23 protein-coding genes and 1 pseudogene are annotated in these 25,970 nt (G+C 62.2%); 4 read left to right on the top strand and 20 right to left on the bottom strand.

Translation table 11 applies throughout. From position 1 onward, the window contains the following. Window positions 1-74: 74 nt before the first annotated feature. Entirely contained in the window at window positions 75-1,496 is a 1,422-nt protein-coding gene (locus tag H146_RS19150) for a methyl-accepting chemotaxis protein (RefSeq protein ID WP_019951920.1), read from the top strand. Window positions 1,497-1,528: 32 nt separating this feature from the next. Here H146_RS19150 and H146_RS0110980 read toward each other — a convergent pair whose 3' ends face one another. The 11 genes from H146_RS0110980 to H146_RS0111030 all read right to left on the bottom strand — a co-directional run bounded on the left by H146_RS0110980 (window position 1,529) and on the right by H146_RS0111030 (window position 13,369). Beyond that, window positions 1,529-2,143 (bottom strand): gamma-glutamylcyclotransferase, encoded by a 615-nt coding sequence (locus tag H146_RS0110980; RefSeq protein ID WP_019951921.1) that lies wholly within the window; start codon window positions 2,141-2,143, stop codon window positions 1,529-1,531. A 185-nt stretch (window positions 2,144-2,328) separates the two neighbouring features. Beyond that, the gene (locus H146_RS0110985; protein ID WP_026351920.1) at window positions 2,329-4,440 is read right to left on the bottom strand and encodes an FUSC family protein; all 2,112 of its coding nucleotides are present in this window, start codon (window positions 4,438-4,440) and stop codon (window positions 2,329-2,331) included. Between the two features lie 2 nt (window positions 4,441-4,442). After that, a complete protein-coding gene (locus H146_RS0110990; protein ID WP_019951923.1) occupies window positions 4,443-5,414 on the bottom strand; it encodes an efflux RND transporter periplasmic adaptor subunit in 972 nt (323 codons plus the stop codon). Between the two features lie 14 nt (window positions 5,415-5,428). Beyond that, complete coding sequence (locus tag H146_RS0110995) at window positions 5,429-5,638, bottom strand: DUF1656 domain-containing protein (RefSeq protein WP_019951924.1); 210 nt, start codon at window positions 5,636-5,638, stop codon at window positions 5,429-5,431. A gap of 285 nt (window positions 5,639-5,923) precedes the next feature. Then, on the bottom strand, window positions 5,924-7,033 hold the full coding sequence (locus H146_RS0111000; RefSeq protein WP_019951925.1) for a porin: 1,110 nt from the start codon (window positions 7,031-7,033) through the stop codon (window positions 5,924-5,926). Window positions 7,034-7,431: 398 nt separating this feature from the next. Further along, entirely contained in the window at window positions 7,432-8,121 is a 690-nt protein-coding gene (locus tag H146_RS20255) for a ProQ/FINO family protein (protein WP_019951926.1), read from the bottom strand. Between the two features lie 77 nt (window positions 8,122-8,198). Next, on the bottom strand, window positions 8,199-8,756 hold the full coding sequence (locus H146_RS0111010) for a dihydrofolate reductase (RefSeq protein WP_019951927.1): 558 nt from the start codon (window positions 8,754-8,756) through the stop codon (window positions 8,199-8,201). Further along, a complete protein-coding gene (locus tag H146_RS0111015) occupies window positions 8,753-9,547 on the bottom strand; it encodes a thymidylate synthase (RefSeq protein WP_019951928.1) in 795 nt (264 codons plus the stop codon). The genes H146_RS0111010 and H146_RS0111015 overlap by 4 nt, the downstream gene beginning before the upstream one ends. A gap of 5 nt (window positions 9,548-9,552) precedes the next feature. Next, the gene (gene lgt / locus H146_RS0111020; RefSeq protein ID WP_019951929.1) at window positions 9,553-10,362 is read right to left on the bottom strand and encodes a prolipoprotein diacylglyceryl transferase; all 810 of its coding nucleotides are present in this window, start codon (window positions 10,360-10,362) and stop codon (window positions 9,553-9,555) included. Between the two features lie 131 nt (window positions 10,363-10,493). Continuing rightward, the gene (gene ptsP, locus H146_RS0111025) at window positions 10,494-12,755 is read right to left on the bottom strand and encodes a phosphoenolpyruvate--protein phosphotransferase (protein WP_019951930.1); all 2,262 of its coding nucleotides are present in this window, start codon (window positions 12,753-12,755) and stop codon (window positions 10,494-10,496) included. A gap of 119 nt (window positions 12,756-12,874) precedes the next feature. Beyond that, entirely contained in the window at window positions 12,875-13,369 is a 495-nt protein-coding gene (locus tag H146_RS0111030) for an RNA pyrophosphohydrolase (RefSeq protein WP_083920847.1), read from the bottom strand. A 169-nt stretch (window positions 13,370-13,538) separates the two neighbouring features. Between H146_RS0111030 and H146_RS0111035 the strand changes: the two genes are divergently transcribed. Together H146_RS0111035 and H146_RS19160 are read left to right on the top strand one after the other, a co-directional pair. Then, window positions 13,539-14,204 (top strand): histidinol-phosphatase, encoded by a 666-nt coding sequence (locus tag H146_RS0111035; protein ID WP_019951932.1) that lies wholly within the window; start codon window positions 13,539-13,541, stop codon window positions 14,202-14,204. A 98-nt stretch (window positions 14,205-14,302) separates the two neighbouring features. Continuing rightward, window positions 14,303-15,763, top strand: a complete 1,461-nt coding sequence (locus H146_RS19160) for an FAD-dependent oxidoreductase (RefSeq protein ID WP_019951933.1) — start codon at window positions 14,303-14,305, stop codon at window positions 15,761-15,763. 92 nt (window positions 15,764-15,855) lie between these two features. On the opposite strand, the gene H146_RS0111045 is transcribed toward H146_RS19160, so the two are convergent. The 8 genes and pseudogenes from H146_RS0111045 to H146_RS0111075 all read right to left on the bottom strand — a co-directional run bounded on the left by H146_RS0111045 (window position 15,856) and on the right by H146_RS0111075 (window position 24,643). Then, a complete protein-coding gene (locus H146_RS0111045) occupies window positions 15,856-16,377 on the bottom strand; it encodes a disulfide bond formation protein B (protein WP_019951934.1) in 522 nt (173 codons plus the stop codon). Between the two features lie 30 nt (window positions 16,378-16,407). Continuing rightward, window positions 16,408-18,006 (bottom strand): glutamate--cysteine ligase, encoded by a 1,599-nt coding sequence (gshA, locus tag H146_RS0111050; protein WP_019951935.1) that lies wholly within the window; start codon window positions 18,004-18,006, stop codon window positions 16,408-16,410. A gap of 168 nt (window positions 18,007-18,174) precedes the next feature. Further along, window positions 18,175-20,568 (bottom strand): Tex family protein, encoded by a 2,394-nt coding sequence (locus H146_RS0111055; RefSeq protein WP_019951936.1) that lies wholly within the window; start codon window positions 20,566-20,568, stop codon window positions 18,175-18,177. 58 nt (window positions 20,569-20,626) lie between these two features. Beyond that, window positions 20,627-20,854 (bottom strand): annotated as a pseudogene (locus H146_RS22480) (type II toxin-antitoxin system RelE/ParE family toxin); the annotation flags it as partial. A 57-nt stretch (window positions 20,855-20,911) separates the two neighbouring features. Beyond that, window positions 20,912-21,187, bottom strand: a complete 276-nt coding sequence (locus tag H146_RS0111060) for a type II toxin-antitoxin system ParD family antitoxin (RefSeq protein WP_019951937.1) — start codon at window positions 21,185-21,187, stop codon at window positions 20,912-20,914. 190 nt (window positions 21,188-21,377) lie between these two features. Further along, window positions 21,378-22,949: a phosphoenolpyruvate carboxykinase gene (locus tag H146_RS0111065; protein ID WP_019951938.1), complete on the bottom strand. Its 1,572-nt coding sequence runs from the start codon at window positions 22,947-22,949 to the stop codon at window positions 21,378-21,380. Window positions 22,950-23,275: 326 nt separating this feature from the next. Next, window positions 23,276-24,166, bottom strand: a complete 891-nt coding sequence (gene hslO, locus H146_RS0111070) for an Hsp33 family molecular chaperone HslO (protein WP_026351922.1) — start codon at window positions 24,164-24,166, stop codon at window positions 23,276-23,278. Between the two features lie 78 nt (window positions 24,167-24,244). After that, on the bottom strand, window positions 24,245-24,643 hold the full coding sequence (locus H146_RS0111075; RefSeq protein WP_019951940.1) for an RNA-binding S4 domain-containing protein: 399 nt from the start codon (window positions 24,641-24,643) through the stop codon (window positions 24,245-24,247). A 195-nt stretch (window positions 24,644-24,838) separates the two neighbouring features. Between H146_RS0111075 and nudE the strand changes: the two genes are divergently transcribed. After that, a complete protein-coding gene (nudE, locus tag H146_RS0111080; protein WP_019951941.1) occupies window positions 24,839-25,414 on the top strand; it encodes an ADP compounds hydrolase NudE in 576 nt (191 codons plus the stop codon). 102 nt (window positions 25,415-25,516) lie between these two features. On the opposite strand, the gene H146_RS0111085 is transcribed toward nudE, so the two are convergent. Continuing rightward, window positions 25,517-25,864 carry a hypothetical protein gene (locus tag H146_RS0111085; RefSeq protein ID WP_019951942.1) on the bottom strand — a complete coding sequence of 116 codons (348 nt, stop codon included), beginning with the start codon at window positions 25,862-25,864 and terminating at the stop codon, window positions 25,517-25,519. Window positions 25,865-25,970: the final 106 nt, after the last annotated feature.

A 25,970-nucleotide genomic window follows, 5' to 3' on the forward strand; every position in this document is an offset into this window, starting at 1 on the left:
CTACGAACTGTAAAGACCCTGAGCCATCGCGGTTTGTAACCTCGACCGTGGCAACCAGAGAGAGTGGGCTATCGATGAAGTTCATTAATAACCTGACCGTGCGCAGCAGCTGGATGCTGGTAATCGCCTTCTTTGTCGCCGTGGTCATCGGCGTTGGGGGTCTCGGTCTCTACAGCCTGAGCGCTGCCCAGCAGCATATTCAGCTATTGGCTGCGGCAGAAAGCGAAGCGCCGGCCAGCTTTGCGGCGACGGCCGCCCTGCTGCGCAGCCTGATGATCGCCGCTATCGTCGCCACCCTGCTGATGTCGGCTGTGGTGATGCGAGGTGTAACGGTCAACGTGATCCGCCCGCTGGAACGTCTGGTAAGCTGTTTTGAGCGCATGACAGGCGGCGATCTTTCCACTATCCCACCGCACGGTGCCGATAACGACATCGGCCGCCTTTTCGAAGCCCTGGGCGCCATGCAGCAGAGTCTGGTGGCAACCGTCAGCACGGTGCGCACCAGTAGCGCTCATATCGAGAAGGATGCCCACGGCATCGCCAGTGACAACACCGACCTGTCATCGCGAACCGAGCAGCAGGCGGCCTCGCTGGAGCAGACCGCCGCCAGCATGGAGCAGCTCACCTCCACCGTCACCCAGAACGCCGACAACTCCCGCCAGGCCAGCAGCCTGGCGCGAGAGGCCACCGAAACGGCGCGCCGCGGCGATGAGTCGATCGGTGAGGTACGCCAGACCATGGCAGGAATCAACGACAGCGCCCGGCAGATGGGCGAGATCGTCGGCCTGATCGACTCCATCGCCTTTCAGACCAATATCCTCGCGCTCAACGCCTCGGTGGAGGCGGCCCGCGCCGGCGAGCAGGGCAAGGGCTTCGCCGTGGTCGCCAGCGAGGTACGTGCGCTGGCCGGACGCTCGGCCAGCGCCGCGGCCGATATTCGCGAGCTGATCGACACCTCGATACAGCGTGTCGACACCGGCTCGACCCGTGTCGAGCAGGCCAGTGACACTATGAAAAACGTGGTCGAATCGATTGAGCGTGTCAGCGAACTGATCAGCGAGATCGCCTCGGCCTCTCAGGAACAGAGCAGCGGTATCAGCCAGGTCAACCAGGCGGTGTCGCAGATCGACAAGGTCACCCAGCAAAACGGGGAGCTGGTGCAAAGTGCGGCTCGAGCCGCCGGCGAGCTGGAGCGCCAGGCCGCCAATCTGCGTAACGCCGTGGTGACCTTCAGCCTGCCGCCGGGCAGCGAGCAGCAAAGCGGTGCCCCTCGACAATCGGTTACCCATGGCACCACCGACCAGCACGACGCCGCAAGCGCCGCCCTCCCCGCTGCGCAGCGCACCGGCCAGCAGCAGAGCAGCGGCGATGAACGCACGTATGCCACGCAAAGCAGCCGCCAGCACAGCAGCGAGAACCGCAGCACCGCCTCCGGGCATCAGCCAAAACCGCAGAGCCGATCAACGCAGCAGGACGATGAGTGGGAGACCTTCTAGCAGCCTGTCGGGCTTCGTCTTCTGACGCTCGGTCAGCCCGTGGTATGACGACGGCCCTCGAGCGCCAGCAATGCCTCCTCGACAGCAAAAACGTGAGCGTCGTTGTGGCCCATTTCCCGCAGCGATTGTGCCAGCAACAGCAGATAGTCGCGATTGGGACCGCTGGGTCCCACCGCAGCGGAGATATGCGCGGCGATCTCCGGTGCACTGGCCTCTCCCAGCCACGCCTCGTTGCCTTCGGTGGCGATATAGACCAGCGCCTCGTCGTCACCCTCATCTTTTGAAGTAGTCCCCCGGCTGTCGCCGTCGTCAAACCACAGCGGCGTCATGAAGCGCCGATAACCGTTTTTTTCGCGGATATCGAGCCCGGCCAGCACCTCCGGGCCGATACGATACGCCATGCCGTGACACACTGCGCCCTCCTCGGCTACAAGGGTGGCCACCCTGCCGGGATTTGACAGGGTGCCGCGGTGGTCGTGAGAGCCCTGCCAGAAGCGCCGCCGCCAGCCGCGAATGTGGGCCGGGCGGCGCTGTTGAAAATCAAAACCGGCCTTGTAGATCAGTGAGCCGTAGCCAAACAGCCAGAGCGATGAGCGCTCGGCCAGCGGCGCCCCTTGTCCAGTGGCGTCCCGGGAATGGTGAGACATTGATGATACGCACTCCAGGAGGGTTACATTGGTCGGCAAGGCTCGCGCAAAAGCCGGCGGCTGACAACCGCCTGCATGAAGAGAAAAGCACGGACGGGAAGAGAGCGGGACGACGATCGCTGACATGTTTTAACGCAGCCGGCATCCTGCCGGCCCCATCCGGCCGGCCTTCAAGCCCTGACGGCTCAGCCACTGCGAGCGTCAGCGCTCTCCGCTGGCCCGCTGCGACTGCCGCGATCATCCTGACCGCTGCTGACCCGCGCGAAGCGGTGCAGGGTAATGTCCAATCGGTTGATCATACCCTCGATCAGATCGATCTGCTCATCCGGCATCTCGCCGTGATGGCGCAGTCGCTCCATCAGCGTCCGGCTGGCATGGCTGAAGCGCTCATCGAAATCTCCCCAGGCGCAGGCCTGGTATGCCAGAGCCAGCGCTCGCTGCCACTGCCGCAGCAATCCGAGCGTTTCGTCACTCTTGTCGAAGCTCGTAATACGACGGTAGCTGGCCAATATTACATGACCCAGGTTAAGCCCGGTCATGCCCAGATCGAGCAGAAAACGGCTATTTTCCGGGAGCTGGCTGTCGATGTTGGCAAGGCGCTGGACGCGCTCGATCATGCGGCCGTTGAACCAGTTGCCGGCCTCTTCTCGAGAGTGGCGCCGCGTGCGCTGCCACAGCGCGCAGAGATCCTCGGTGGTGGCACGAATCACTCGGCGGCGCATGACCAGGCTATTGGCCGAGGGTACGATCCGAAACACCGTGTAGAGCACCAGCAGACCCAGCCCGATCGCCAGTGCACGATTGGCAAAACCGGCAATATCGAAGCTCATATTGTTGCTGGGCATGGTCAGGATGGTGTAAACGATGCAGAAGCCAAGACCCTGCGCCAGTATCGGCGGGTTGGCCATCGCCATCAGGCCCAGAAAAAACGGCGGACCGAACACCAGCATCAGCATTTCGAAGTCGCGAGGCGCCTGCGCCAGCAGTATATTGCCGAACACCAGCGACACCGCCATGCCAACCGTGGCGCCCTTGATAACGTTTTTGAGCATCGCGGTAGGGGATGGAAAGGAGGCAAACATGACACCGAAGATGACCGGCAGCACCATCATCAGCACACCGGAACTCCACTGGGTCGCCACATAGATCACCGCACCGACGGCAAACAGCAGACCGGCGCGCATGCCCACCACAAGTGCCGGCATGTAATCGCGGTGGCGCGCCAGGCGAGTAGCGCGCAGGCGCGTATTGTCGACGTTGCGGATGGCATGATGCGCCTCGATCATCACGTAGGCGTAGTTGAGCAGCACCAGCAGGCCCTGCGCCAGCCGCCGCTCCAGCGGCGATCCTTCGTGATGCAGCGATGACTGCTGAAGGCGTTGACGCAGTCCCTGAATTTCTCGGCGCCGCTCGCTCCATGTCTCCCGCCAGCGCACACGCTCCATGGTGTTACGGATATCGTCCAGAGCGGCATCAAAGCGGTCATTGACCAGCGATGATTGCTCGCGCACCAGCCGCCCATAGGTCTGCATTTCAGCCATCATCGACAGCGCCCGCTGAGTCAGCAGCCAGGCGGCTCTGGCCCTGCCGGGCCCGTGAGGGCCTTCATAAATCACCGCGCTACTGTCGTTGTTGAGCGTCAGCGCCGCCCCCAGCGCGGAGACGATTTTTTCGCGTGCCTCGCGCATCGGCACGTCGCGATCCAGGTTCATGATCAGCGCTTCGAAGGTCTGGTCGATTACGCGCCCGGCATGGCCGTCGATCACGTTGCGAACACGCGCCGGCCACAGCAGCATGCTGACCAGAGTGGCACAACTGGCACCCAATACGATCTCGCTGACGCGCGCCACCGCGATATCGAAAACGCCGCTGCTGGAGTTGCTGCCGACAACGGTCAGCACCACTACCAGAATGGCGGTGGCCGCGCTGATCGCAAAGCCGTAGGTCAAATTGAAGTTACGCGTCAGCGCCGAGGCGGTGGCACACAGCATGACCCATACCATCAACAACATCAGCGCTATCGCCGGCATCTGCATGGCCAGCGCCATGACCGTAATGCCTACCAGGCCACCGATCAGCGTGCCGCCGATCTGACACACACCCTTCTCGATCACCAGCCCGCTCTGCGGCCTGATCTGTAGAAAAACCGCCGAGATCAGCGCCCAGTAGGGACGATCGAGCTGCATCTGCATGGCCAGAAAGAGTGCCAGTGCCATGGCCACCACGCCGCGAGCGGCAAACTTGAGCGTGTCCGCATTCGGCGTGAGATAGACCCGGCCCCAGGTGCCCAACGCCACGCTCAGCCGTCCTGCCGTTCACCGGGCGTCCGGCCCGGATGCAAACGAGGCTGACCGGCCTGCTCACTGCCTGTCCCCATGCCACCGGGCTGATTCTCGGCATTGCCGTCCTGGCCATCAGCGTCCTCGATACGCACGCTGGCCGTCATACCGGCACTCAGGAAAACATCATCGGGAACGTGATCGAGGACGATATCCACCGGGATGCGCTGCGACAGGCGTACCCAGGTAAAGGTCTGCTGCACCTGGGGCAGCATCTCACCATTGGGAGTGGTGTTATTGTTGGCAATACCACGGCCGATACCGGCTACGTGACCGTGCATCTCTTCGTTATTGCCCATCAACCAGACGCTCGCCTCGTCACCGATATCGATGGCAGGGATTTTGGTCTCCTCGAAGTAGGCCGTAATGTAGAACGAGCCCTGACGCACGATCGACAGCTGGGCCTGCCCCTGGCTGACATAATTGCCCTCGCGCAGCTGTAGATTGACGATCGCGCCATCCACCGGTGCCTTCACTTCACTGCGCTGCAAATCGATGCGCGCACTTTCGAGCTGCGCCCGGGCAAGATCACGCTGAGCCTTCGCAATCTGCGCATTGAGCCTTGCCGTCTCCAGCGCTTCATCGCTGATGGCATTGGCACCGAGATGCTGACGGCGCTGGTAATCGTTGAGATTAAGCTCGTAGTTGTACTGCTGGTTATCGAGCCGCGCCTGCGCCTGATCGAACGAGGCCTGGTAGCGCTCCCGGTTGATAGTGAAAAGCACGTCACCGGCATTGACGAACTGGTTGTCGTGTACGCTCAATCCGCTGACCCAGCCGGAGATATCGGGGGCAACGGTGACGACGTCCGCTCTGACCCGCGCATCTCGCGTCCAGGGGGTGGTCATATAGTAGTTCCAGAGCCATACCCCCAGTGCGATGGCGACGGCCGCCAGCACCAGAGTCATCAGGACGCGAATGAAGGTACGCATTCAGAATTTCACTTCTACGACACGAGGGTTGAAAAGCGGACGACCAGCGCCAGCACGATGACAAATAGACTCACGTCGAACCAGGCCTCCTGCCATATCCAGCGCGTCAGCCCCGTCCGATGCAGGGCCGTACGCAGGACGGCCGCAATCAGCAGCGATGCCAGCACAAAGACCAGCATCGGGCTGACGAGAATACCGCCAAAGGAGAGTTCACGCAGTAACACGACGGCTCCTTGTTGCTGGTGTCATGGCATCCTGCCAGGAAACGTACCTACCGGACGGCGGGGACCGGATAGATCGATAGCTTGATAAGCAACCGATAGTCTAGCGCATAACGTCCTGTTCGGCTCATGGCGCATTCACCCCGCCTGACGCAGGGCGTGAAGCGGCCGACAACGGTTGCGCACGCTACACTATAGCGACTGAAGAAAGGGACCAACGTAGAAAAACCGGCCCCCTCGGGAGCCGGTCTGTTCGAATCGCGAGGATTCGGGTGTCGAGCATACAGCTTAGAAGCTGTAGGTCACGCCGGTAGCAACACCGTCGTTGTAGTCTTCTGTCAGATCGTAGACGCCACCTTCCAGCCAAACGTACATCTGGCTGCTGAGGTTGTAAGTGCCGCCCAGCACGAACTGGTTGTAGCTCTCGTCACCATTGGTGGTGACCAGGGTATCGCTGGTCAGGATGACCGCATTTTCTTCGGCGTCGACGTACTGGTAGGCGCCGTAAACATCGCCGTAGCCGTAGCCGATGCGGGTACCGATGCCGTAGTAGTCGACGTTATCGTTGCTGGCGAAATCACCGTCGAAACGCTCCCACTTGGCGGAGACACGCACGTTGTCGGTGGCTTCCCAGTTGGCGTTGACACCGTACTGCTTGCCGAAGTCACTTTCGTCGCCGGTGCTATCGACATACTTGTAGTTCTTCAGGTTGTCGTAGACCGCAGCGAAGGTCCAGCCGCCGACCATATAGCGCAGACCACCGAAGAACGAAGCGTTGCTGTCGCTCGGGGTAGTGACACTACCGGCGCCTCCCAGAGAATCAATTACGGTGATTTGGTCTTCACCGTCGCCATAGTACTGAGTACCCACCGAGAACTGCAGGCCGTTCAGGATCGGCGAGGTATAGGCAACCTTGTTGCCTTCCTTGAAGTTGGAGTCGCTGGCCTGGCCACCGGCGTCGTTCAGGTCGAAATATTCGTTGTTGGAGACGGGATCCTCGATCCAGTCGTCGAGCAGCGGGTCCCAGGAACCGACACGGGCATCACCGAAGTCGCCGGTCAGACCGAGGAAAGCCTGGTCACCGTTACCCAGACCATTGCTGTTCTTGGCTTCATCAGCGTCATATTCGAACTCGGCGCGGAAATAGCCGGTCAGGCTGGGGCTGATAACGTGCTCACCGCGAAAACCAACGGTCGAACCGTTATCAAAAATATCGCTTTCGCTGTCGACACTGCCATCATCCTGGATGTCGGTCTTGAAGCTACCAACGCCAATCTGGACGTTACCGTAAACGTCAAGCTTGGTGCCGTCCTGGTTGTAAACGGTGGCCGCCTGAGCACCCATTGCCACGGTGCCGAGCGCGCCGGCGATTGCAGTTGCAAGAATCGTCTTTTTCATCGTGATTTTCCTTTGACTGGCTAACTGTTCGATCATCTGTCCGGTTGGACAGCGGCTCGACGCCGGCGGCGTTCGAGCGGCTTTGGTTATTATGTGTTGCTCGCCGGGCTACCATATACCGGCTTTTTGGCGAACGCAACAAGAAAAAAACAGTGTTTTCATTCTTTGCGTGCTACTCGCCGAACGAGGTCGAGAAGGCATCCTGCAATAAAAAAATGAAAGGCCAATGACAGCGGGAAGACCAACAGGTGATGAAGGAGGATTGGCGCACAGGAAGCGTCAGCCAAAGGTCGTATTGTCAGTGAGTTGGCGACATCTGCGGCGACATTCATTTCATTTTTGAGCTGAGCAAAAGGCGGGCCATTTCATTTGTCTGTTAACAGAAACGGTAACGCTTTTTACTCATGTCTGTTCGCCAGCTGCGACATCTTGTGCGCCATGCGGCGCTGCCGCTGTGCCGTCTCACGCGCTTCCTGACGCGCCTTTAGAGTATTGAGCTGTTCGCGCGCATGGCGAGCGTCGTCATCGCCCACAACGCCGGCGTCACTGCCATCCAGATCGACTCGCGCTACGCCACTGCGCACCGCCTTGAGGTAACGCGGCAAGTTGACATAGCCCGCCAGCGCACGCCGAATCAGCTTTTCATCAAAGGGTTCGCGCGCTGCCAGCGTCTCGTGGATGCCGACCGCCAGGGGCCGGGTATGACGCTCGAAGAAGGTTTCCGGATAGCGGCGGTACCACTGCTTCAAAAGCGCCTGGGGGGAAGGCGCCTCGCCCTGAGCTATAGAACTACCAGCACCTTCGGGTGGCGTAGCTTCAGCATCGAGCGCCATGCCGCTGCCCTCGGCGGCAGCCTGAACAGTCTTGTGGCGAAGCTCCTCGCCCTCCTCCGGTACACTGGCTCCGTTCTCGCTTTCGCTGCGGCCGGCACTGGCCAGCTGCGCCTCAAGCTCACGATTGCGCGTCTCCAGCTCACTGGCACGCGCTTCCAGCTCCGCGATGCGGGCGCGTGCCTGCGCCAGGCGCTCGTTGACTCCCTGCGCCTCACACTCCAGCGCCGCCAGCATGTCGCTTACCTGATCGCTCACAGCTTTATCCCCCGATCCCGGACGGCCGCCCGGGGATTTTAAACACGCGCCAATCTATCGACAGCTCACAATGTCAGCTACCCATCCTGTGGGTCCACCTCGGCACCGCGCTCGTAGCGTACGAAATCATAGGCCGGCTGTCCTTCGGCCGGCGAGCCTGCGACACGCTCGACTTCTCGCCAGTCGCTGCCGAGAGCCGGAAAAAAGGTATCGCCCTCGGCCTCGAGCGCGATCTCGGTAAGGTAAATCCGGCTGGCTCGCTCCAGCGCCTGACGATAAATCTCGCCGCCGCCCATGATGATAATCTCATCGACGCCATCGAGCAGCGCCCGATCGTCCGCCAGTGCAAGCGCACTGTCGAGGTCGTGGCAAATCTCCACGCCCTCGGCGATGAAGCCGCGATCGCGACTGACCACGATATTGAGCCGCTGCGGCAGCGCCCGACCGATCGAGGCGAAAGTAGCGCGCCCCATGATGACCGGCTTGTGCAGCGTGGCCGCCTTGAAGAACTTCAGGTCTTCGGGCAAATGCCAGGGCATGGCGCCGTCGGCGCCAATGACACGGTTGCGCGCCATCGCCGCGATCATGGCGACAGGAACCAGCGTCTCGCCGTGACTGCCGCTGTGCTGCGTCATACGGCCACCTGGGCGCGAATATGGGGATGGGGAGCATAGCCCTCGATAGCGATATCCTCGAAACGGAAGGCGAACAGATCGTCGACCTTCGGATTGAGTACCAGCCGCGGCCGTGGCAGCGGCGCTCGCTCAAGCTGCAGGCGCGCCTGGTCGAAGTGGTTGTAGTAGAGATGGGCGTCGCCCAGGGTGTGGATGAACTCTCCCGCGGCGAGATTGCACACCTGCGCCACCATATGGGTCAAAAGCGCGTAGCTGGCGATATTGAAGGGCACGCCCAGAAAGATATCACCGCTGCGCTGATAGAGCTGGCAGGAGAGCCGCCCTTCGGCGACGAAAAACTGAAACAGCGCATGACAGGGCGGCAGCTTCATCTCCTCGATCTGCGCCGGGTTCCACGCCGATACAATAAGCCGACGTGACTCGGGATGGGTTCTGATCTGCTCCAGCACGCGGCTGATCTGATCGACATGCCCTCCCTGGGGTGCCGGCCAACTGCGCCACTGATAGCCGTAGACCGGCCCCAGCTCGCCGTTTTCATCCGCCCAGGCGTCCCAGATGGAGACGCCGTTGTCGCGCAGGTACTGCACGTTGGTGTCGCCGCTCAGAAACCACAAGAGCTCATGGATGATGGAGCGCAGATGCAGTTTCTTGGTGGTCAGCAGCGGAAAGCCGTCGGCCAGATCAAAGCGCATCTGATGGCCGAAGACCGCGCGGGTACCCACGCCGGTGCGGTCGTTGCGATCCACGCCCTGTTCGAGCACCTGGCGCATGAGGTCCAGATAGGGCTGCATGGCGATCAGGCTCCTGCGGTCGAGTCGGCGGCCGGGCGGTCGACATCCTGTCGGCGCGACCAGAGGATCAGCACCACGCCGCCAATCATCATCGGCAGGCAGAGCAACTGCCCCATGGTCAGCCAGTCGAAGGCGATGAAGCCGAGCTGCGGATCGGGACGGCGATAGAACTCGACGAAAAAGCGAAAGATACCATAGAGCAGCAGAAAGAGCCCCGAGATCAACCCCCGCCGACGCGGCTGACGGGACACCGTCCATAGAATGGCAAACAGCACTACGCCCTCGAGGGCGAACTCATAAAGCTCCGAGGGGTGGCGCGGTTCAGGGCCATAGAGCGGATAGATCATGCCCCAGGCGACATCGGTAACCCGTCCCGGCAGCTCCTGGTTGATGAAGTTACCCAACCGCCCGGCGCCCAGCCCGATCGGCACCAGTGGCGCAACGAAATCGGTGAGCTGAAAAAAGGCCAGCCGATGACGACGAGCAAACAGCAGCGCGGCGATCAGCACCCCGATCAGCCCGCCATGAAAGCTCATGCCGCCTTCCCAGATGCGCACGATCCAGAGCGGATCGGCGGCGATCTGATCCCAGCCATAGAACAGCGCATAGCCCAGCCGGCCGCCCAGCACGACGCCAATAGCGCCGTAGAATATCATGTCGCCGACCTGGTCCTTCGTGATCCCCAACCTGTGGGCGCGTCGGCGCGCCAGCCACCAGGCGCCGGCGAAGCCGATGACGTACATCAGCCCATACCAGTGAATCGCCAGCGGACCCAGCGAAATCGCGACAGGATCGAATTGAGGATGATGCAGCATGAACGCTTCCTTGCAGCGGTTACCTGCCGGGCATTCAACCCGGTGCTCTGAAAGGCGGCGAGTCTAGCACGAAGGCACCCTGTCTGCGGACATTCAAAATCCTTTGGCCCAAAGGGCCGCAAGAGCAGATTTCAGTCGCGGTGCGGCAACAGGTGCGCCAGCTCCCATGCCTCCATGCGTTCGAAGATCAGCGCCCGCGTCTGCACCAGCGACTCCTGTGACAACGCCTCGTCGACCAGCTCGCGAACGCCGGACAGTGATGCCCGGCGGATGGCAGCGCGTACGCGGGAGAGGTTGGGCGCGTTCATCGACAGTACCCGGTAGCCCATGCCGACCAGCAGCAGCGCACCGACCGGGTCTCCCGCCAGCTCGCCACATACCGATACCGGCACGCCGAGGCGCCGACTGTCGCGGGCGATCTGTGCCAGCGCCCGGAGAACGGCCGGCTGAAAGGCGTCGTAGAGCGCCGATACCCGGGCATTGCCGCGGTCGACGGCGAGCAAATATTGGGTCAGGTCGTTGCTGCCCACCGAAAAGAAATCGACACAGCCGGCAAAAGCTTCCAGTTGATAAATCACTGCCGGCACCTCGATCATGATCCCCAGCAGCGGTCGCTGTACCTTCAGGCCCTCCTCGCGCAGCTCCTCGAGAGCGCGGTCGAGCAGTCGACTGACCGTTTCGACCTCCTCGAAGGTAGTGACCATCGGCAGCAGAATGCGCAGATTGTCGAGGCCCTCGGCGGCGCGCAGCATGGCACGCAGCTGCACCATCAACACCTCGGGGTGATCGAGCGTCACCCTCAGCCCGCGCCAGCCGAGAAAGGCATTGTCCTCTTCGATGGGAAAATAGGGCAGCGACTTGTCGCCACCGATATCGAGTGTGCGCATCACCACCGGCAGCGGCGCAAAACCGGCGAGCTGCTCACGATAGAGACGCGCCTGCTCCTGCTCGCCGGGAAAGCGCTGGTGCATCATGAAGGGCACCTCGGTGCGATAGAGCCCGACACCGTCGATGCGCGCCACCGGTGAACCGCTCATCTCTACGGCCAGGCCGGTATTGATCATCAACCGGATGCGCTGGCCGTCGCTGGTCTCGCTGGGCAGCGACTGCTCGCTCTCCAGCATCGAGATCAGCGAGCGCTCCTCCTCGATCATGCTCTCGTAGCGGCCCTGTAGCTCCGGCTCGGGGCGCAGAATCAGACGCCCCCGATAGCCATCCACGATCATCGGCGTGCCCGCAATGCGCGACAGCGGCAGATCGCTCATGCCCATCACCGCCGGGATGTTCATCGCCCGCGCCAGTATCGCCACATGGGAAGTACTGGAACCGCGCAGCGCAACCAGCCCGGCCAGCTTTTCGCGAGGAATTTCGCCGAGCTGGGCGGCGCTGATCTCATCGCCTACCAGCACGGTGTGGTCAGGATAGACCGGGCTGCGCTCCTCGCTCTCGGTCTGAAGATGCGACAGCACCCGTCGGCCCAGATCGCGGACATCGGCGGCGCGCTCGCGCAGGTAGTTGTCGTCGACCTTCTCCAGATACTGAACATGGCGCTGCACGACCCGGGCCAGCGCCCAGGGCGCCCAGTGCCCCTCGCGAATGCGCTTTTCGACCTCCTGGCCCAGCGCCGCATCCCCCAGCATCTGCTGATAGACATCGAACAGCGCCTGTTCCTGAGCCGAGATGCGGCTGGCGAGCCGCTCGGCAGCGCGGCGAATATCGCTGCGCACACAGTCGATCGCCTCGCGCAGGCGCAGCACCTCCGCCTCGACATCCTCGGGGACACGCTCGGGCACCGCATCGAGATTGGCCGGCGGTACCACCACGAAGGCCTCGCCAATGGTCATGCCGGGGGCGGCGGCGATGCCGCTGAGCATCACCTGGCTTTCGGCGTCGTTGAGACGCGCCAGCTCACCGGTCGACAGGGCATGCACCAGCACGCCGGCCAGCTGCGCCGCCATGGTGATCAGAAAGGCCTCTTCACCCTCGTCGAACAGGCGCTTGTCGCGCTGCTGCACCACCAGCACGCCGAGTACGCGGCGCTGGTGAATGATCGGCACGCCCAGGAAACTCGAATAGCGCTCCTCACCGGTCTCGGCAAAGTAGCGAAAGTGGCTGTGGCTGGGCGCCTCCTCGATATTCAGGGGCTCCTCACGCTGGCCCACCAGCCCCACCAAGCCCTCACCCGGGCGCATGGTCACCTGACCGATGGCGGCGGTATTGAGCCCGATGGTATCCATCAGAATGAAATGGTCACGCTGCCCGTCGCGAAGATAGACCGAACAGACATCAGTCTGCATCGCCTTGCGGATACGGCGCACGATGATCGACAGGGCCGCATCCAGCGTGCGAGCCCCGTTGACCTCCTGAACGATGCGGCGAAGAATCTCGAGCATGGCGGTGCGTTTTCATCCCTGGTCATCGAATCGATGGCAATGACCGGCAGCGCTCTCCATGCTGCCGGTCCGGCCCTGTTGCGGCACAGGGCACACGGCTTTTGAAGGCACGCGCCGGTTCAGCCGCGTCTTTCCAGCTGTTCGTCGGGCATGCGGGGCGCCAGTTCACGCAGCGCGCGCCGATAGACATCGCGCTTGAACGACACCACCTGCCCCAGCGGATACCAGTAACTCACCCAGCGCCAGCCATCGAACTCCGGCGTGGGCGTGGTATCCACCCGAATACTCGACTCCTGACAGCGCATGCGCAGCAGGAACCACTTCTGCTTCTGGCCGATGCAGAGAGGGCGCGAGTGGGTACGGATCAGTCCTCGTGGCAGTCGATAGCGCAGCCAGCCGCGGGTGCAGGCCAGTATATCAACGTCTCCGGGGTGCAGGCCGATCTCCTCTTTCAGCTCTCGATACAGGGCGTCATGAGGCGACTCGTTCTCCTTGATACCGCCCTGGGGAAACTGCCATGCATTCTGTCCTACCCGTCGTGCCCACAGCACCTGACCGCCGCAGTTGGCTATGATGATGCCAACGTTGGGTCGGAAACCGTCGGGGTCGATCACGACTTTCACCTTTAAAAGATTGATTACCAGCATTCTTCCACAAAGCGCAAAACCGCATCAATACGCGCCTTGACCCGTCACGCAATACTGTGGTGCGTAGCCGAGGCAGGTCGTTTTTGACATAATCGGGAAATAACGATTGACCTCCTCGACCAGCAGGGAGAACAGCTTGACACTGGCCATCTTCGATCTCGACAACACACTGCTGGCAGGCGACAGCGATCACGCCTGGAACGATTTTCTGGTGGAGCTCGGCGTCGTCGATCGCGAATACTTTCAGCGCGAGAACGAGCGTTTTCATCGCGACTACGAGACCGGCCGGCTGGATATCAACGCCTACCTGGCCTTCGCCCTGCAGCCGCTGGCCGCGCACAGCATGGAACAGCTCAACTGCTGGCACCGCCAGTTCATGGCCAACCGCATCGAACCCATGGTGCAGCCGCGCGCCGAGGCACTGCTGGCGCGCCATCGCCAGCGCGGCCACCGACTTTTGATCATTACCGCCACCAACCGCTTCGTTACCGAACCGATCGCCCGGCGCCTGAACATCGACGAGCTGATCGCCGTCGAGCCGGAGCTTGAGGATGGCCGCTACACCGGCCGCGTCAGCGGCGTACCCAGTTTCCGGGAAGGCAAGATCACTCGTCTCGAACAGTGGCTGGACGAGCAGGGTGAAAACCTTGATGAGGCCTGGTTCTACAGCGATTCGCAAAACGATCTGCCGCTGCTGGAGCGCGTCGACAACCCGGTCGCCGTCGACCCCGACGAGGCGCTGGCGGCCACTGCTCGCGAGCGCGGCTGGCGAATCATCAGCCTGCGGGATCGCGAGGCGTAGTCAGATTCCCTATAATCATTTCATCGACCCTGAAGTGTCCCCGTCAGCGAGCGGCGGACCGGGGCCTCCATCTCGCATCAAATCGAGCGTGAGAAGCCATGTCTGAAACGACTTATGATGTTCTTATCGTAGGGGGCGGTGTATCCGGTACTGCCCTGCTCCATGAACTGGCCCGCTACACCGATCTGAACGCCATCGGTCTGGTCGAGAAGTATGACAGGGTGGCCATCGTCAACTCCCATGGCCGCAATAACAGTCAGACCATCCACTGCGGCGACATCGAGACCAACTACAGCCTCGACAAGGCGCGCACCACCAAGCGCACCGCCGGCATGGTGATCAACTTCGGCACCAAGCTGCCGGCCGAGGAGCGCGACCGCATCATCTACCGCTACCCCAAGATGGTGCTCGGCGTCGGTCAGAAGCAGTGCGATTTCCTGCGCCAGCGCTATGAATCCTTCCGGGAGCTCTTCCCGAAGATGCGCCTGATGGAGCGCGACGATATCGCCGAGCAGGAGCCGAAGGTGGTCGAGGGGCGCGACCCCAACGAGCCGATTCTGGCGCTGGGCTCCTCCGATGAGTACACCGCGGTCGACTACACCACCCTGTCGGAAGCCTTCGTCAAGTGCGCCGAGGAAGACGCCGCAAAGAAAGGCATGGCCTGCGACATGCACCTCTCGACGCCGGTTCACGGGATCGAGAAGAAGGACGATCTGTTTCACATCACCACCCCCAACAAGGGCACGCTCAAGGCACGCTACGTGGTCGTTGCGGCCGGCGGCCACTCGCTGCTGTTCGCTCACCAGATGGGTTACGGGCTCGACAAGTCCTGCCTGCCGATGGCCGGCTCCTTCTACTTCACGCCGAAGGTGCTCAACGGCAAGGTCTACACCATCCAGAACGAGAATCTTCCCTTTGCTGCGGTCCACGGCGACCCCGACGTGCTGGTCGAAAACAAGACCCGCTTCGGCCCCACGGCGCTGATGCTGCCGCTGCTGGAGCGTTACAACAGCAAGACCTTCACCGAGTTTCTGCGCGTCTTTCGCTTCGACTCGAGCGTCGCGAAGGTCTTCTGGGATCTGCTCAAGGTGCGCGACATTCGCAACTACGTGTTCAAGAACTTCCTCTACGAAGTGCCGGTGCTGCGCGAAAAGCTCTTTTATCAGAGCATCAGGACCATCGTACCGAGCCTGCGCGCCGAGCAGGTGGCGTTCGCCAAGGGGTTTGGCGGCGTCCGCCCGCAGTTGATCGACAAGACGGCCAGAAAACTGATGATGGGCGAAGCCAAGATCGACCCGGGCACCGGAATCGTCTTCAACATGACGCCCTCGCCCGGCGGCACCAGCTGTCTGGGCAACGCCGAAAAGGACATGTATCTGGCCCAGCAGTATCTCGGCTTCAACATCGACAAGGAGGCCTTCGAACGTGACCTGCTGATGGGCGAAGTCGAGCTTCGCAGTCTTGATCAGGACCCGCAGATGGCGCCGGAAAAGTCCTCGCACGGTGAGAACCTCGACGAGGAGAAGCGCAAGGAAGCGCAGCAGGATGGTGCCGACTAGTCCCGCACGACCGCACTGAAAAACCAGAAGGCCCGCCCCTGCAAGGGGCGGGCCTTTTTGATACTGGCCGGCGGTACACGCTGACTACGGCTTTAACGGCGTCGAGCGCCGCGCCGCCAGGAGGTTACGATCAACGCGAGCGTCATCAACGACAACACCACGAAGCCCACCAGCGTCCAACCCGGCAGCGAAATGCCCAACCAGCTGGCATCGATCTCGGCGCACTCCCCGGAACCCGACAGTACCGTCGCCAACACCTGCTGAAGCGGCAGCGCCTCGAGCATGTAGTCAAGCCCCGGGCCGCAGCTGGGCACCTGATCCGCCGGCAGCCCCTGCAACCACAGATGGCGGCCGGCAATAAAAGCACCCACTACCGACCCCGCCAGCGCCAGCACGCCATAGACAACACCGCCGACACCCTTCGGATTGTGCAGTGCGCCCACTATCAGCGGCACCAGCGCGGCCAGCACCGCCACGCGCTGAAAGATACAGAGCGGACAGGGGGCCAGATCGAAGGCGTATTGCAGAAAAAGCGCAAACGCCAGCATAAAAACGCAAAAGGCCGATCCGATGATGCACCAGCCCCGTGCGGATAGATTTGAAAATGACGACATGCCTGCTTTCCTTGACGCCTGGTGACGCTCTCAAGCCGTTTCACTGACCTTCATGCGGCGCGCGTGTTCAAAATAGCGTGACAGGAAGGTGGCAAAATCGACATCGTCTGCCGCTTCGGTGTCACGTTGCTGCTGATGCGAGGTTTCCACCATCTCATCGAGCAACGCCCTGCGCGCCGGGTCCATCTCCGTTTCACGGAACCAGCGCGCGTGCTCATTGGCGCGGGCCAGCGACCAGTCCACGAAATCGCTGCCGGACGCCTTCATCTCACGATACATCTGACCTGCCGGCGTCAGTTCGGGATCATCGATCAGCGGCCGCAGTGCTTCCAGCGCGTCGCAGTGCGAAGACGTTTCGAGCCCGCTGTCCATCAGCTCGGCCACCGGCTCGAGACTGTCGAAGAGCTCACGCAGCCTGTCGGATAGCAGCGTCGTACCCTCTTCGCTCTCCAGTCGCAGCGCCGGGTCGCGCCCCTGGCGCACTACCCGCGCTCGATTGTCATCGAGACGATCACACTCGTCGTCGGGAATCCAGGGACTGGACGACAGCAGGCACCAGACCAGAAAGGTATCGAGGAAATGGATCTGCGTTTCGTCGATGCCCAACGGCTTGCGCGGGTCGAGATCGAGACAGCGGACTTCAATGTACTCGACGCCACGCGCCTCCATCGCCTGGGTGGGGGTCTCGTCGTGGCAGGCCACACGCTTGGGGCGAATGTCGCTGTAGTATTCGTTTTCGATCTGCAGCATGTTGGCGTTGAGCTGCCGCCAGCGGCCGTCAACCTCGACACCGATGCGCTCATAGCCCGGCCAGGGCGTCACGATGGCATGGCGCAGGGTGCCGATATAGTTCTCCAGCGAGTTGAAACAGATCCGCAGCTGCGACTGCACGCGGTTCTGATAGCCCAGATCGCTCATGCGCAGCGTGGCGGCACAGGGCGACAGCAGCGTGCGCTCGCCGTGGGCGTCGAGGCCGGCATCGCGACCCTCGAGAAAGCTGCGGTCAAGGCCGGGCGAGGCACCAAACAGATACATCAGCACCCAGCTGTGGCGACGAAAATTGCGGATCAGCTCGAACCAGCTACGCGAGCGAAAAGCCTGCGGCGACACCGCCTGCTGGCCATCGATCTCCTGCAGATAGCGCCACATCTCGTCGGGCAGAGAAAAATTGTAGTGAATGCCGGCAATCGACTGCATGATGCGCCCATAGCGCACGTCGAGCCCGTGACGATAGACACGCTTCATGGTGCCGACATTGGAGCTGCCGTAGTCGGCGATCGGTACGCTGTCGTTGCCATCGAGCCGGGCGGGCATGCTGGCCGGCCAGATCAGCTCATCGCCGAGCTTCTGATAGCTGTAGCGGTGCAGGTCGGCAAGGAACTCGAGCGCATCCGCGGGGCGCGAGAACACCGGCGTGATGTACTCCAGCAGCGATTCGGAGTAGTCGGTGGTAATGTAGGGATGCGTCAGCTTGGAGCCCAGCGCATGGGGATGCGCCGTCGCCGCGATACGCCCGAAAGCGTCCACACGAAGACCTTCCTTTTCAATACCACGGCGAATGCGGGCAAACAGCCCTTCGCCGGCCGGCGCCTTCAATCCATTGATACGGCGTGTGAATTGCTCGGACAAGGTAAACACCTATTCTTTCGGGAGCGACAGCCGACGGGGGAATCCGGGGCATCTTGCCCGGTCAACCTGGCGACCGGCTCCGTCACGGTTTGCGTCGCAGATGGCCGCGCCCGACCATCAGAACCTGCTGGTGCATTATGAAACGGTGCGAAGAAGTTCGCCAGCAACTCAATGGCGCTGCTTCGAACCGGCCCCCGCCTTCAAAAGCGCGGCACCCAGCGAGCCGACCTCTGATTCCGGCTCGCGACGCTTGCCACCGCCCTTTTTGTGACCATCGTCCTTTTGGCCTTTCTGCTTGCGGTTTTCCCCCTCTCGTCGCGAGCGGCGAGCGTCGCTGGCCGTCCCGCCCTCTTCACCCGGCGTCGGCGGCGTGTCGTCCAGTCGCATCGACAGGCCAATGCGATTACGCGCCTGATCCACGCTCATCACCTTGACCCGCACGATATCGCCTGCCCGGACCACCGAGCGCGGATCATCGACAAACTGATGCGACAGCGCCGAAATATGCACCAGGCCGTCCTGGTGAACGCCCACATCGACGAAGGCGCCGAAGTGGGTCACATTGGTGATCACGCCCTCGAGAATCATGCCGGGAGCCAGGTCGCTGACCTTTTCGACCCCCTCCTCGAAGCGGGCGGCGCGGAACTCGGGGCGTGGATCGCGGCCGGGTTTTTGCAGCTCCTTGAAAATATCGCTGACCGTTGGCAGGCCAAAGCGCTCATCGACGAAGTCGCCGGCATTCAGGCCGTGCAGAAAGGCACCATCGCCGATCAGATCGCCGAGCGCACGATGGTGTCTTTCGGCAATGCGCTCGACCAGCGGATAGGCCTCGGGGTGTACCGCCGAAGCGTCCAGCGGATTGTCGCCGCCGGTAATGCGCAGGAAACCGGCGCACTGCTCGAAGGTTTTGGGCCCCAGCCGCGCCACCTCGAGCATCTGGCGGCGATTGGCAAAGGCGCCGTGGCTGTCGCGCCAGGCGACGATGTTATCGGCGAGCCCCGCGCTGAGCCCCGAAATACGGGTCAGCAGCGCACTGGAGGCGGTATTGAGGTCGACCCCCACGGCGTTGACGCAGTCTTCGACCACCGCATCCAGCGAGCGCGCCAGCCTGAGCTGCGAGACATCGTGCTGATACTGCCCCACGCCGATCGATTTGGGTTCGATCTTGACCAGCTCGGCAAGCGGGTCCTGCAGGCGGCGGGCAATGGAGACCGCACCGCGAATGGTGACATCCAGCGCCGGCAGCTCACGGGCGGCGGCCTCCGAGGCGGAGTACACCGACGCCCCCGCCTCGCTGACCGTCACCCGCACCAGGGCGGGATCGCCAATACGCTCGAGCAGCTCGGCGGCCAGCCGGTCGGTTTCGCGGCTGGCGGTGCCGTTGCCGATCGCCACCAGCCCCACGCCGTGGCGTCGGCACAGTTCGGCAAGGGTATCGAGCGCCTCGCGCCAGCGTTTGGCCGGCGCATGCGGGTAGATGGTGGTGTGATCGACCACCCGACCGGTGGCATCGACCACCGCCACCTTGACGCCGGTGCGCAGCCCCGGGTCGAGCCCCAGAGTGGCGCGCGCGCCCGCCGGCGCCGCCAGCAGCAGGTCGCGCAAATTGGCGGCAAAGACGCCGATAGCGGTCTCCTCGGCCTGCTCGCGCAGTTGGCCGAACAGATCGCTCTCCAGGTGGGTGTAGAGCTTGACCCGCCAGCTCCAGCGCACCACCTCACGCAGCCAGCGATCCGCCGCTCGGCCACGGTCACTGATCCCCATATGCCGGGCGATCATCACTTCGCAGGGATGAATCGCCGCGTCCTCTTCGTCGGGCAGCTTCAGCGCCAGCCCCAGCACACCTTCCTGGCGGCCGCGAAACATCGCCAGCGCCCGGTGCGAGGGGGTTTTCGCCAGCTTCTCGCGGTGGTCGAAGTAGTCAGCGAAGCGCGCCCCGTCACTTTCGTGGCCGGCCAGCACGGTAGAGACCAGCTCGGCCTCCTGCCACAGCCGCTCGCGCAGCGCCGTCACCAGCTCCGGCGTCTCGGCGAAGCGCTCCATCAGAATCTGTTTGGCGCCGTCCAGCGCCGCCTTCGTATCGGCGACACTTTTTTCGCTATCCACATAGCCCGCCGCGGTCGTCTCCGGGTCGAGAGCGGGATCGCTCAGCAGCGCATCAGCCAGCGGCTCCAGCCCCGCCTCACGGGCGATCTGCGCCTTGGTGCGACGCTTCTTGCGCCACGGCAGGTAGAGATCCTCGAGCGCCTGTTTGGTCTCGGCAGCCTCGATCTTCGCCTTCAGGGTCGCATCCAGCCCACCCTGCTCGTCGATCGAGGCCATCACCGTGGCACGGCGTTCATCGAGCTCGCGCAGGTAGTGCAGGCGGCTCTCCAGCTGGCGCAGCTGACCGTCATCGAGCCCACCGGTGGCCTCCTTGCGGTAGCGCGAGATAAAGGGAACGGTGGCGCCGTCGTCGAGCATCGCCACCGTCGCCGCAACCTGGTCGGTACTCACGGTGCTGCCGGCCTGAGTGGAGAGCTCAGCGGCAAGACGTGCCGCAATCGAAGATGTAAGCGTCATGCAACCCTGTCCATGGCCCAAAAGTGGCGCCAGGGTACCACAGTGCGGGACTGAACATCTAAAGCATGTGGCGGGCGGGCTCCATACGCTGGTGCAGAATACGAATAATCGCGATGCCGTATGCTGTTGGGCGAAAATAGAGACTGTGCTGCTCAATCCTCCACTGCCGGTAACCAGGGCAAATCGTGGCGCAGTCGCGCGCTTCGAGAGGTGTTCGAGCCAGCCGGCTACAGGCCGCTTCTATCCGATCGATGTAGTGTAAGGCCTGCGCCAACCCCCATTCGCTGAGGCTGTAGTGAAAATCTCATCCAGATCACGCTGCGCTTCCGGAGTGAGCCGGTATTCAGCCATGCTGTTCGATCTGGCGCTGTTTAAAAGCCGCAAAATCGAACGACTCCGGCTCGCCGCTCTGTTCACCCTCGTAAAGGGCAAGGCGGAGAGCTTCGCGTCTGGCGTCGTGCTCCTGCTCGTGTCGAATAAGATCGCGGATCGCTTCGCTATCGTTGGTATAGCGCCCCGTTTCGATCTGCGCCGTAATCCAGGCATCCTGCTGCTCTGTAAGCGTAATGGTCTTGCGTATCGTTGCCATCATCTCGCCCTCTTTGACATCAATCTTCATACTATTGATGCAAAATCTTTCGCGCAACCGACTGTAGAAAGTGCTCCCGGGGGCTTTCACCCCACGGGCATCCGGCCAGCACCACCTGTGCCGGAACAGTGCCGGGTATAACGCTGCGCGCCATGCCTGGCGCACCATGAAAAAGGCGGCGCCTCCGGGGGCGCCGCCTTGCGCTCAGGTGAGCGAGCGTTCAGAGCGGGCTCGGCCCGGCCCTGGTAATGGCGCTGTCGACACCTTCGAAACGCTCGAAATTGTCAACGAACTTTTTGATCAGCGACTGCGCCTGCGCCTGCCAGGCCTGCTCGTCGCCCCATGCCTTGCGCGGATCGAGCAGTTGCGACTCGACGCCGTCAACGGCGGTCGGCACGGTGAGATTGAGCCCGGCAATGGTGGTGGTCTCCACGCCCTTGAGGGCACCGCTCTGAATGGCGCGAATGACCGCCCGAGTGGTGGAAAGACTGAAGCGCTCGCCGCCTTCGCCGCTGGTGCCACCGGTCCAGCCGGTATTGACCAGATAGACGCGCGCCCCGAAAGCCTCGACGCGCTTGATCAGCAGATCGGCATACTCCCGCGCCGGACGCGGAAAGAAAGGCGCCCCGAAGCAGGTCGAAAAGGTCGCCTCCAGCGCGCTGCTGCCGCCCATTTCGGTCGATCCCACCCGCGCGGTGTAGCCGGAAAGAAAGTGATAGGCCGCCGCCTCGTTGGAGAGGATCGACACCGGCGGCAGCACACCGCTCATATCGCAGGTCAAAAAGATGATCGAGGCGGGTTCGCCGGCGCGGTTGTCCTCGACACGCCGCTCGACATGCTCCAGTGGATAGGCGGCACGACCGTTCTGAGTCAGGCTGTCATCGTCATAGCGCGGCTGATGCTGCTCATCGAGCACCACGTTTTCCAGCACGGTGGGAAAACGGATGGCGCGGTAGATGATCGGCTCGTTCCTTTCGGTAAGATCGATGGTCTTGGCATAGCAGCCACCCTCGAAATTGAATACCGTGCCCTCGCCCCAGCCGTGTTCGTCATCGCCGATCAGATAACGTTCAGGGTCGGCGGAAAGCGTGGTCTTGCCGGTCCCGGAGAGGCCGAAAAAGAGCGAGGTCTCACCGTTTTCACCGACGTTGGCGCTGCAGTGCATGGGCAGCACGTCCTTCTCCGGCAGCAGAAAGTTCTGCACCGTGAACATCGCCTTTTTCATCTCACCGGCATAGTGCATACCGGCGATCAGCACCCGGCGGCGCGCAAAGTTGATGATCACGCAGCCGTCCGATGCGGTGTGATCGCGCTGTGGCTCACAGACAAACCCGGGCGCGCTGAGAATCTGCCACTCACGCTTGTCGCGCGGATTGAACTGCTCGGGCCGCACGAAGAGATTACGCGCAAAAAGGCCGTGCCAGGCATACTGGGTAGTGACCCGAATGGGCAGGTAGTGCTCCGGGTCGGCACCGACGTGCAGCTCGGACTCGAAGGCCTGCTTGTCGGCCAGATAGTCCTCAATACGCTCCCACAGCGCATCGAAATGACCGGTGTCGAAAGGAAGGTTGATGCTGCCCCAGTCGATCTCGTCGCTGGTGGAAGGCTCATCGACGATGAAGCGATCGCGCGGCGAACGGCCGGTACGTTTGCCGGTCTCGGCGACCAACGCACCGTTATCGGCCAGCCGCGCCTCGCCGCGATTGATGGCGTGTTCGATCAGTTCGGCAGCGCAGGCGTTGCGCACCGGACCGTCATCGGCGTTCTGCGAACGCGTCGTTTTGGTCGTCATAAAATGTCTCGGGCTGTGCCCTTTTCTCTCTCGTTGAGCCTTGAGGCCGTTGTTATCCGTCACCGTGGTCGAGCGTCAACCGATAACCCGGCCATATCGCTCGCAACTGTCATAGCACCACTGTCATAGCACCACGGTCGGTTGCGTTCGGGCATGAAGGCACGCTCTGCTTCGCCATGCATTGGACCCAAGGCGCACCTCATGTAGTCCCGATGGAGTGTATTATTACAAAAACGGCCAGTGGGTAAAATGCACGGCCATCACGAGACTGACATGGACCTGATGTAAAACGCACAGAAGCTGTCAAACCTCGGCCTGGCGCGCCTTCAATGCAGCGTCGGCGGCGGCGAATCGGGCGACTCGATCAGGGTTTCGACCTCGGCCGCCGAGAAAGCGTAACGGGTATTGCAGAAATGGCAGGTTGCCGATAGCTCACCCTGCTCGGCAACCACGCTGCGCAGCTCATCGGCGCCAATCTGATGCAGGGCAGCGGCAAAACGCTCGCGCGTGCAGGTACAACCGAAACCGATGCTATCGGGCTCGAATACCCGCACCTGCTCCTCGTGGAAGAGACGTACCAGCAACTCCTGCGGCGCCAGCCCGAGCAACTCGTCATCCTTGAGGGTATCGGCCAGCATGCCGAGCCGCGGCCAGGCATCGGGGTCCTCGTTGCGTGTGTCCTCGGGCATCACCTGCAGCATCAGCCCGGCCGCTCGGCCGTCACCGGAGGCCAGCCAGAGCCGGCTGGGCAGCTGCTCGGAGCGCTCGAAATAACGCTCCAGACACCCCGCCAGATAATCCGCTTCCAGATCCACGACGCCCTGATAGCGCTGTCCTTCGCGCGGGTCGAGCGTCATCACGATATGACCATCACCAACCAGATCGCGCAGCGATGCGCCCTCGGCAGGTAGCGCCTGCCCCTCATCGAAGCGCGCAATCGCGCGCAGCCGCTGGCCCCCCTCGGCATGGCCCGGGTTGGACTCCACCATCAGCAGATTGACCGGACCGCCGCCCTTGACCTCCAGCGTCATCGTACCGTCGAGCTTGACGGTTGCGGTAAGCAGTGACACCGCCGCCAGCATCTCGCCCAGCTGGCGGTTGACCACGTCCGGGTAGCCGTGACGCTCGATCACTTCGATAGTGGTGTCGTCTGCGCGGCTTATCTCACCGCGCACGTTGGTGTGGTCAAAAAGAAAGCGCTGTATGTGATCCATGATACCGTTCGTCCCGTGCAGGACATGATGTGAAAAATGCGGGAATGATGGTGACCTGCGGTCTGGTGCGGTGCGCAGCAATCAGTTGCCCTGTTCGTCGTGCATGTGGCGCTGAAAGTGCTGGATGGAGCGACGCTCACGCTTGTCGGGCCGCCCTTTGGGGGGCTGCATGCTGCGATCCATGCGGCGCAGCTCGGCCTCGCGGGCACGGCGCGCGCAGCTTGCCTCGGTTTCACGATAGAGCCCCTGTGCCTCGGGAGCACTACGGCGCCGATCGTCGAGCGCCACCACTTCGACCTCGGCGCGGTCCCACCCCTGTGGAATGGTCAACAGCGCCCCTACCTCGACAAGCTTGCTGGTCTTGCTGCGCGCGCCGTTGTAGTGCACCTTGCCGCCCTCGATTGCCTTCTGGGCCAGACCACGGGTCTTGAAAAAGCGCGCCGCCCAGAGCCACTTGTCGAGTCGAACCTGTTCGCTCATAACACCTCGCGTCGTTACCTGCAGTGCAATATGGGGGCAGCGTCGCCGGCCTCAAGCCCAGAACGCCGCCACAGTCGGGCAACACTGTCCGGCAAATACTTTCAAAGCCATGACGATACGATAAGCTGTCATCATGAATATCGAGCGTTTCGAGCGTCGATACCTGCCACCTGCGGAGATGATGCCATGCCATTAATGGGCACCCCCGATATCGGGCAACGTCGCTGCCTCGCCAAAAGCCGGCTGTTTGCCATCGAGTCGCTGGAACTTACATTCTCCAACGGTGCAGAGCGCACCTTCGAGCGTGTCACCAGTAACGGCCAGGGGGCCGGCGCGGTCATGATGGTGGCGATGCCCGACCCGGATCACGTTTTGCTGATAAGAGAGTATGCCGCCGGTATCGAGGAGTACACTCTGACACTGCCCAAGGGCGTGGTCGATCCCGGCGAAGACATTATTACCGCCGCCAATCGTGAGCTGCGCGAGGAGTGCGGCTACGGCGCCCACGTCATCGAGCCACTTATGGAGCTGACGCTGGCGCCCAACTACATGACCCATCGCATTCAGGTGCTGATGGCCACGCGGCTCTATGAAGAGAGTCTGCCGGGTGATGAGCCCGAACCGCTGCAGGTCGAGCGCTATCCAATCGAGGATATTGGCGCCCTGCTGGCCCGCGGCGACTTTCATGAAGGGCGGGCGATCGCCGCCCTTTTTATCGCCCGCGAGCGGCTCAGAGAGCGCCAGGAGTCTCCCGACCCCATGTTCTGGTAATACGGCCGCGGATGACAGTACCCCAGACGCAAAAGACCGGCAGCGTGAGCTGCCGGTCCTGCCTTTGCACCAGTTTAGCTGCCGGTTCGAACGGCGATAGCGTTACTGCTGGTTGGCACTGTCCTCGTCCATTGGCTCGGTGGATTCCATCTGAGCGGAGTGTCCCTGGCGACCGGTATCGGTCTCATCCATGGTGGTTGACGTGCCGGCGCTGCCGTCGGGATTGGTGGACTCCATCTGAGCCGATTCACCCTGACGTCCGGTCGGCGTCTCTTCCATGTTGGTAGTGGTGCCGCTACTGGCATTGGGGTTGGTCGACTCCATCTGTGCCGACTGGCCCTGACGGCTGGTTGGCGTTTCATCCGTGTTGGCTTCGGTGCTGCTCATGCTGGAAGCCATTACGGGAAGCGTAAACGCGGCGCAAAATACGGTTGCAAGCAGCTTTTTCATGGTTCCTTCCTTAGTTCGAATGCCTGATTAGCGGTGCCTACCTTCCTGGCGACACCTCTCCATTGCCTTACTCAGCGGCAGCACCGGGCTACCGACCGTCTTCCCT

It is taken from the genome of Kushneria aurantia DSM 21353 (assembly GCF_000382245.1).
In the GTDB taxonomy this organism is placed as follows: Bacteria; Pseudomonadota; Gammaproteobacteria; order Pseudomonadales; family Halomonadaceae; genus Kushneria; species Kushneria aurantia.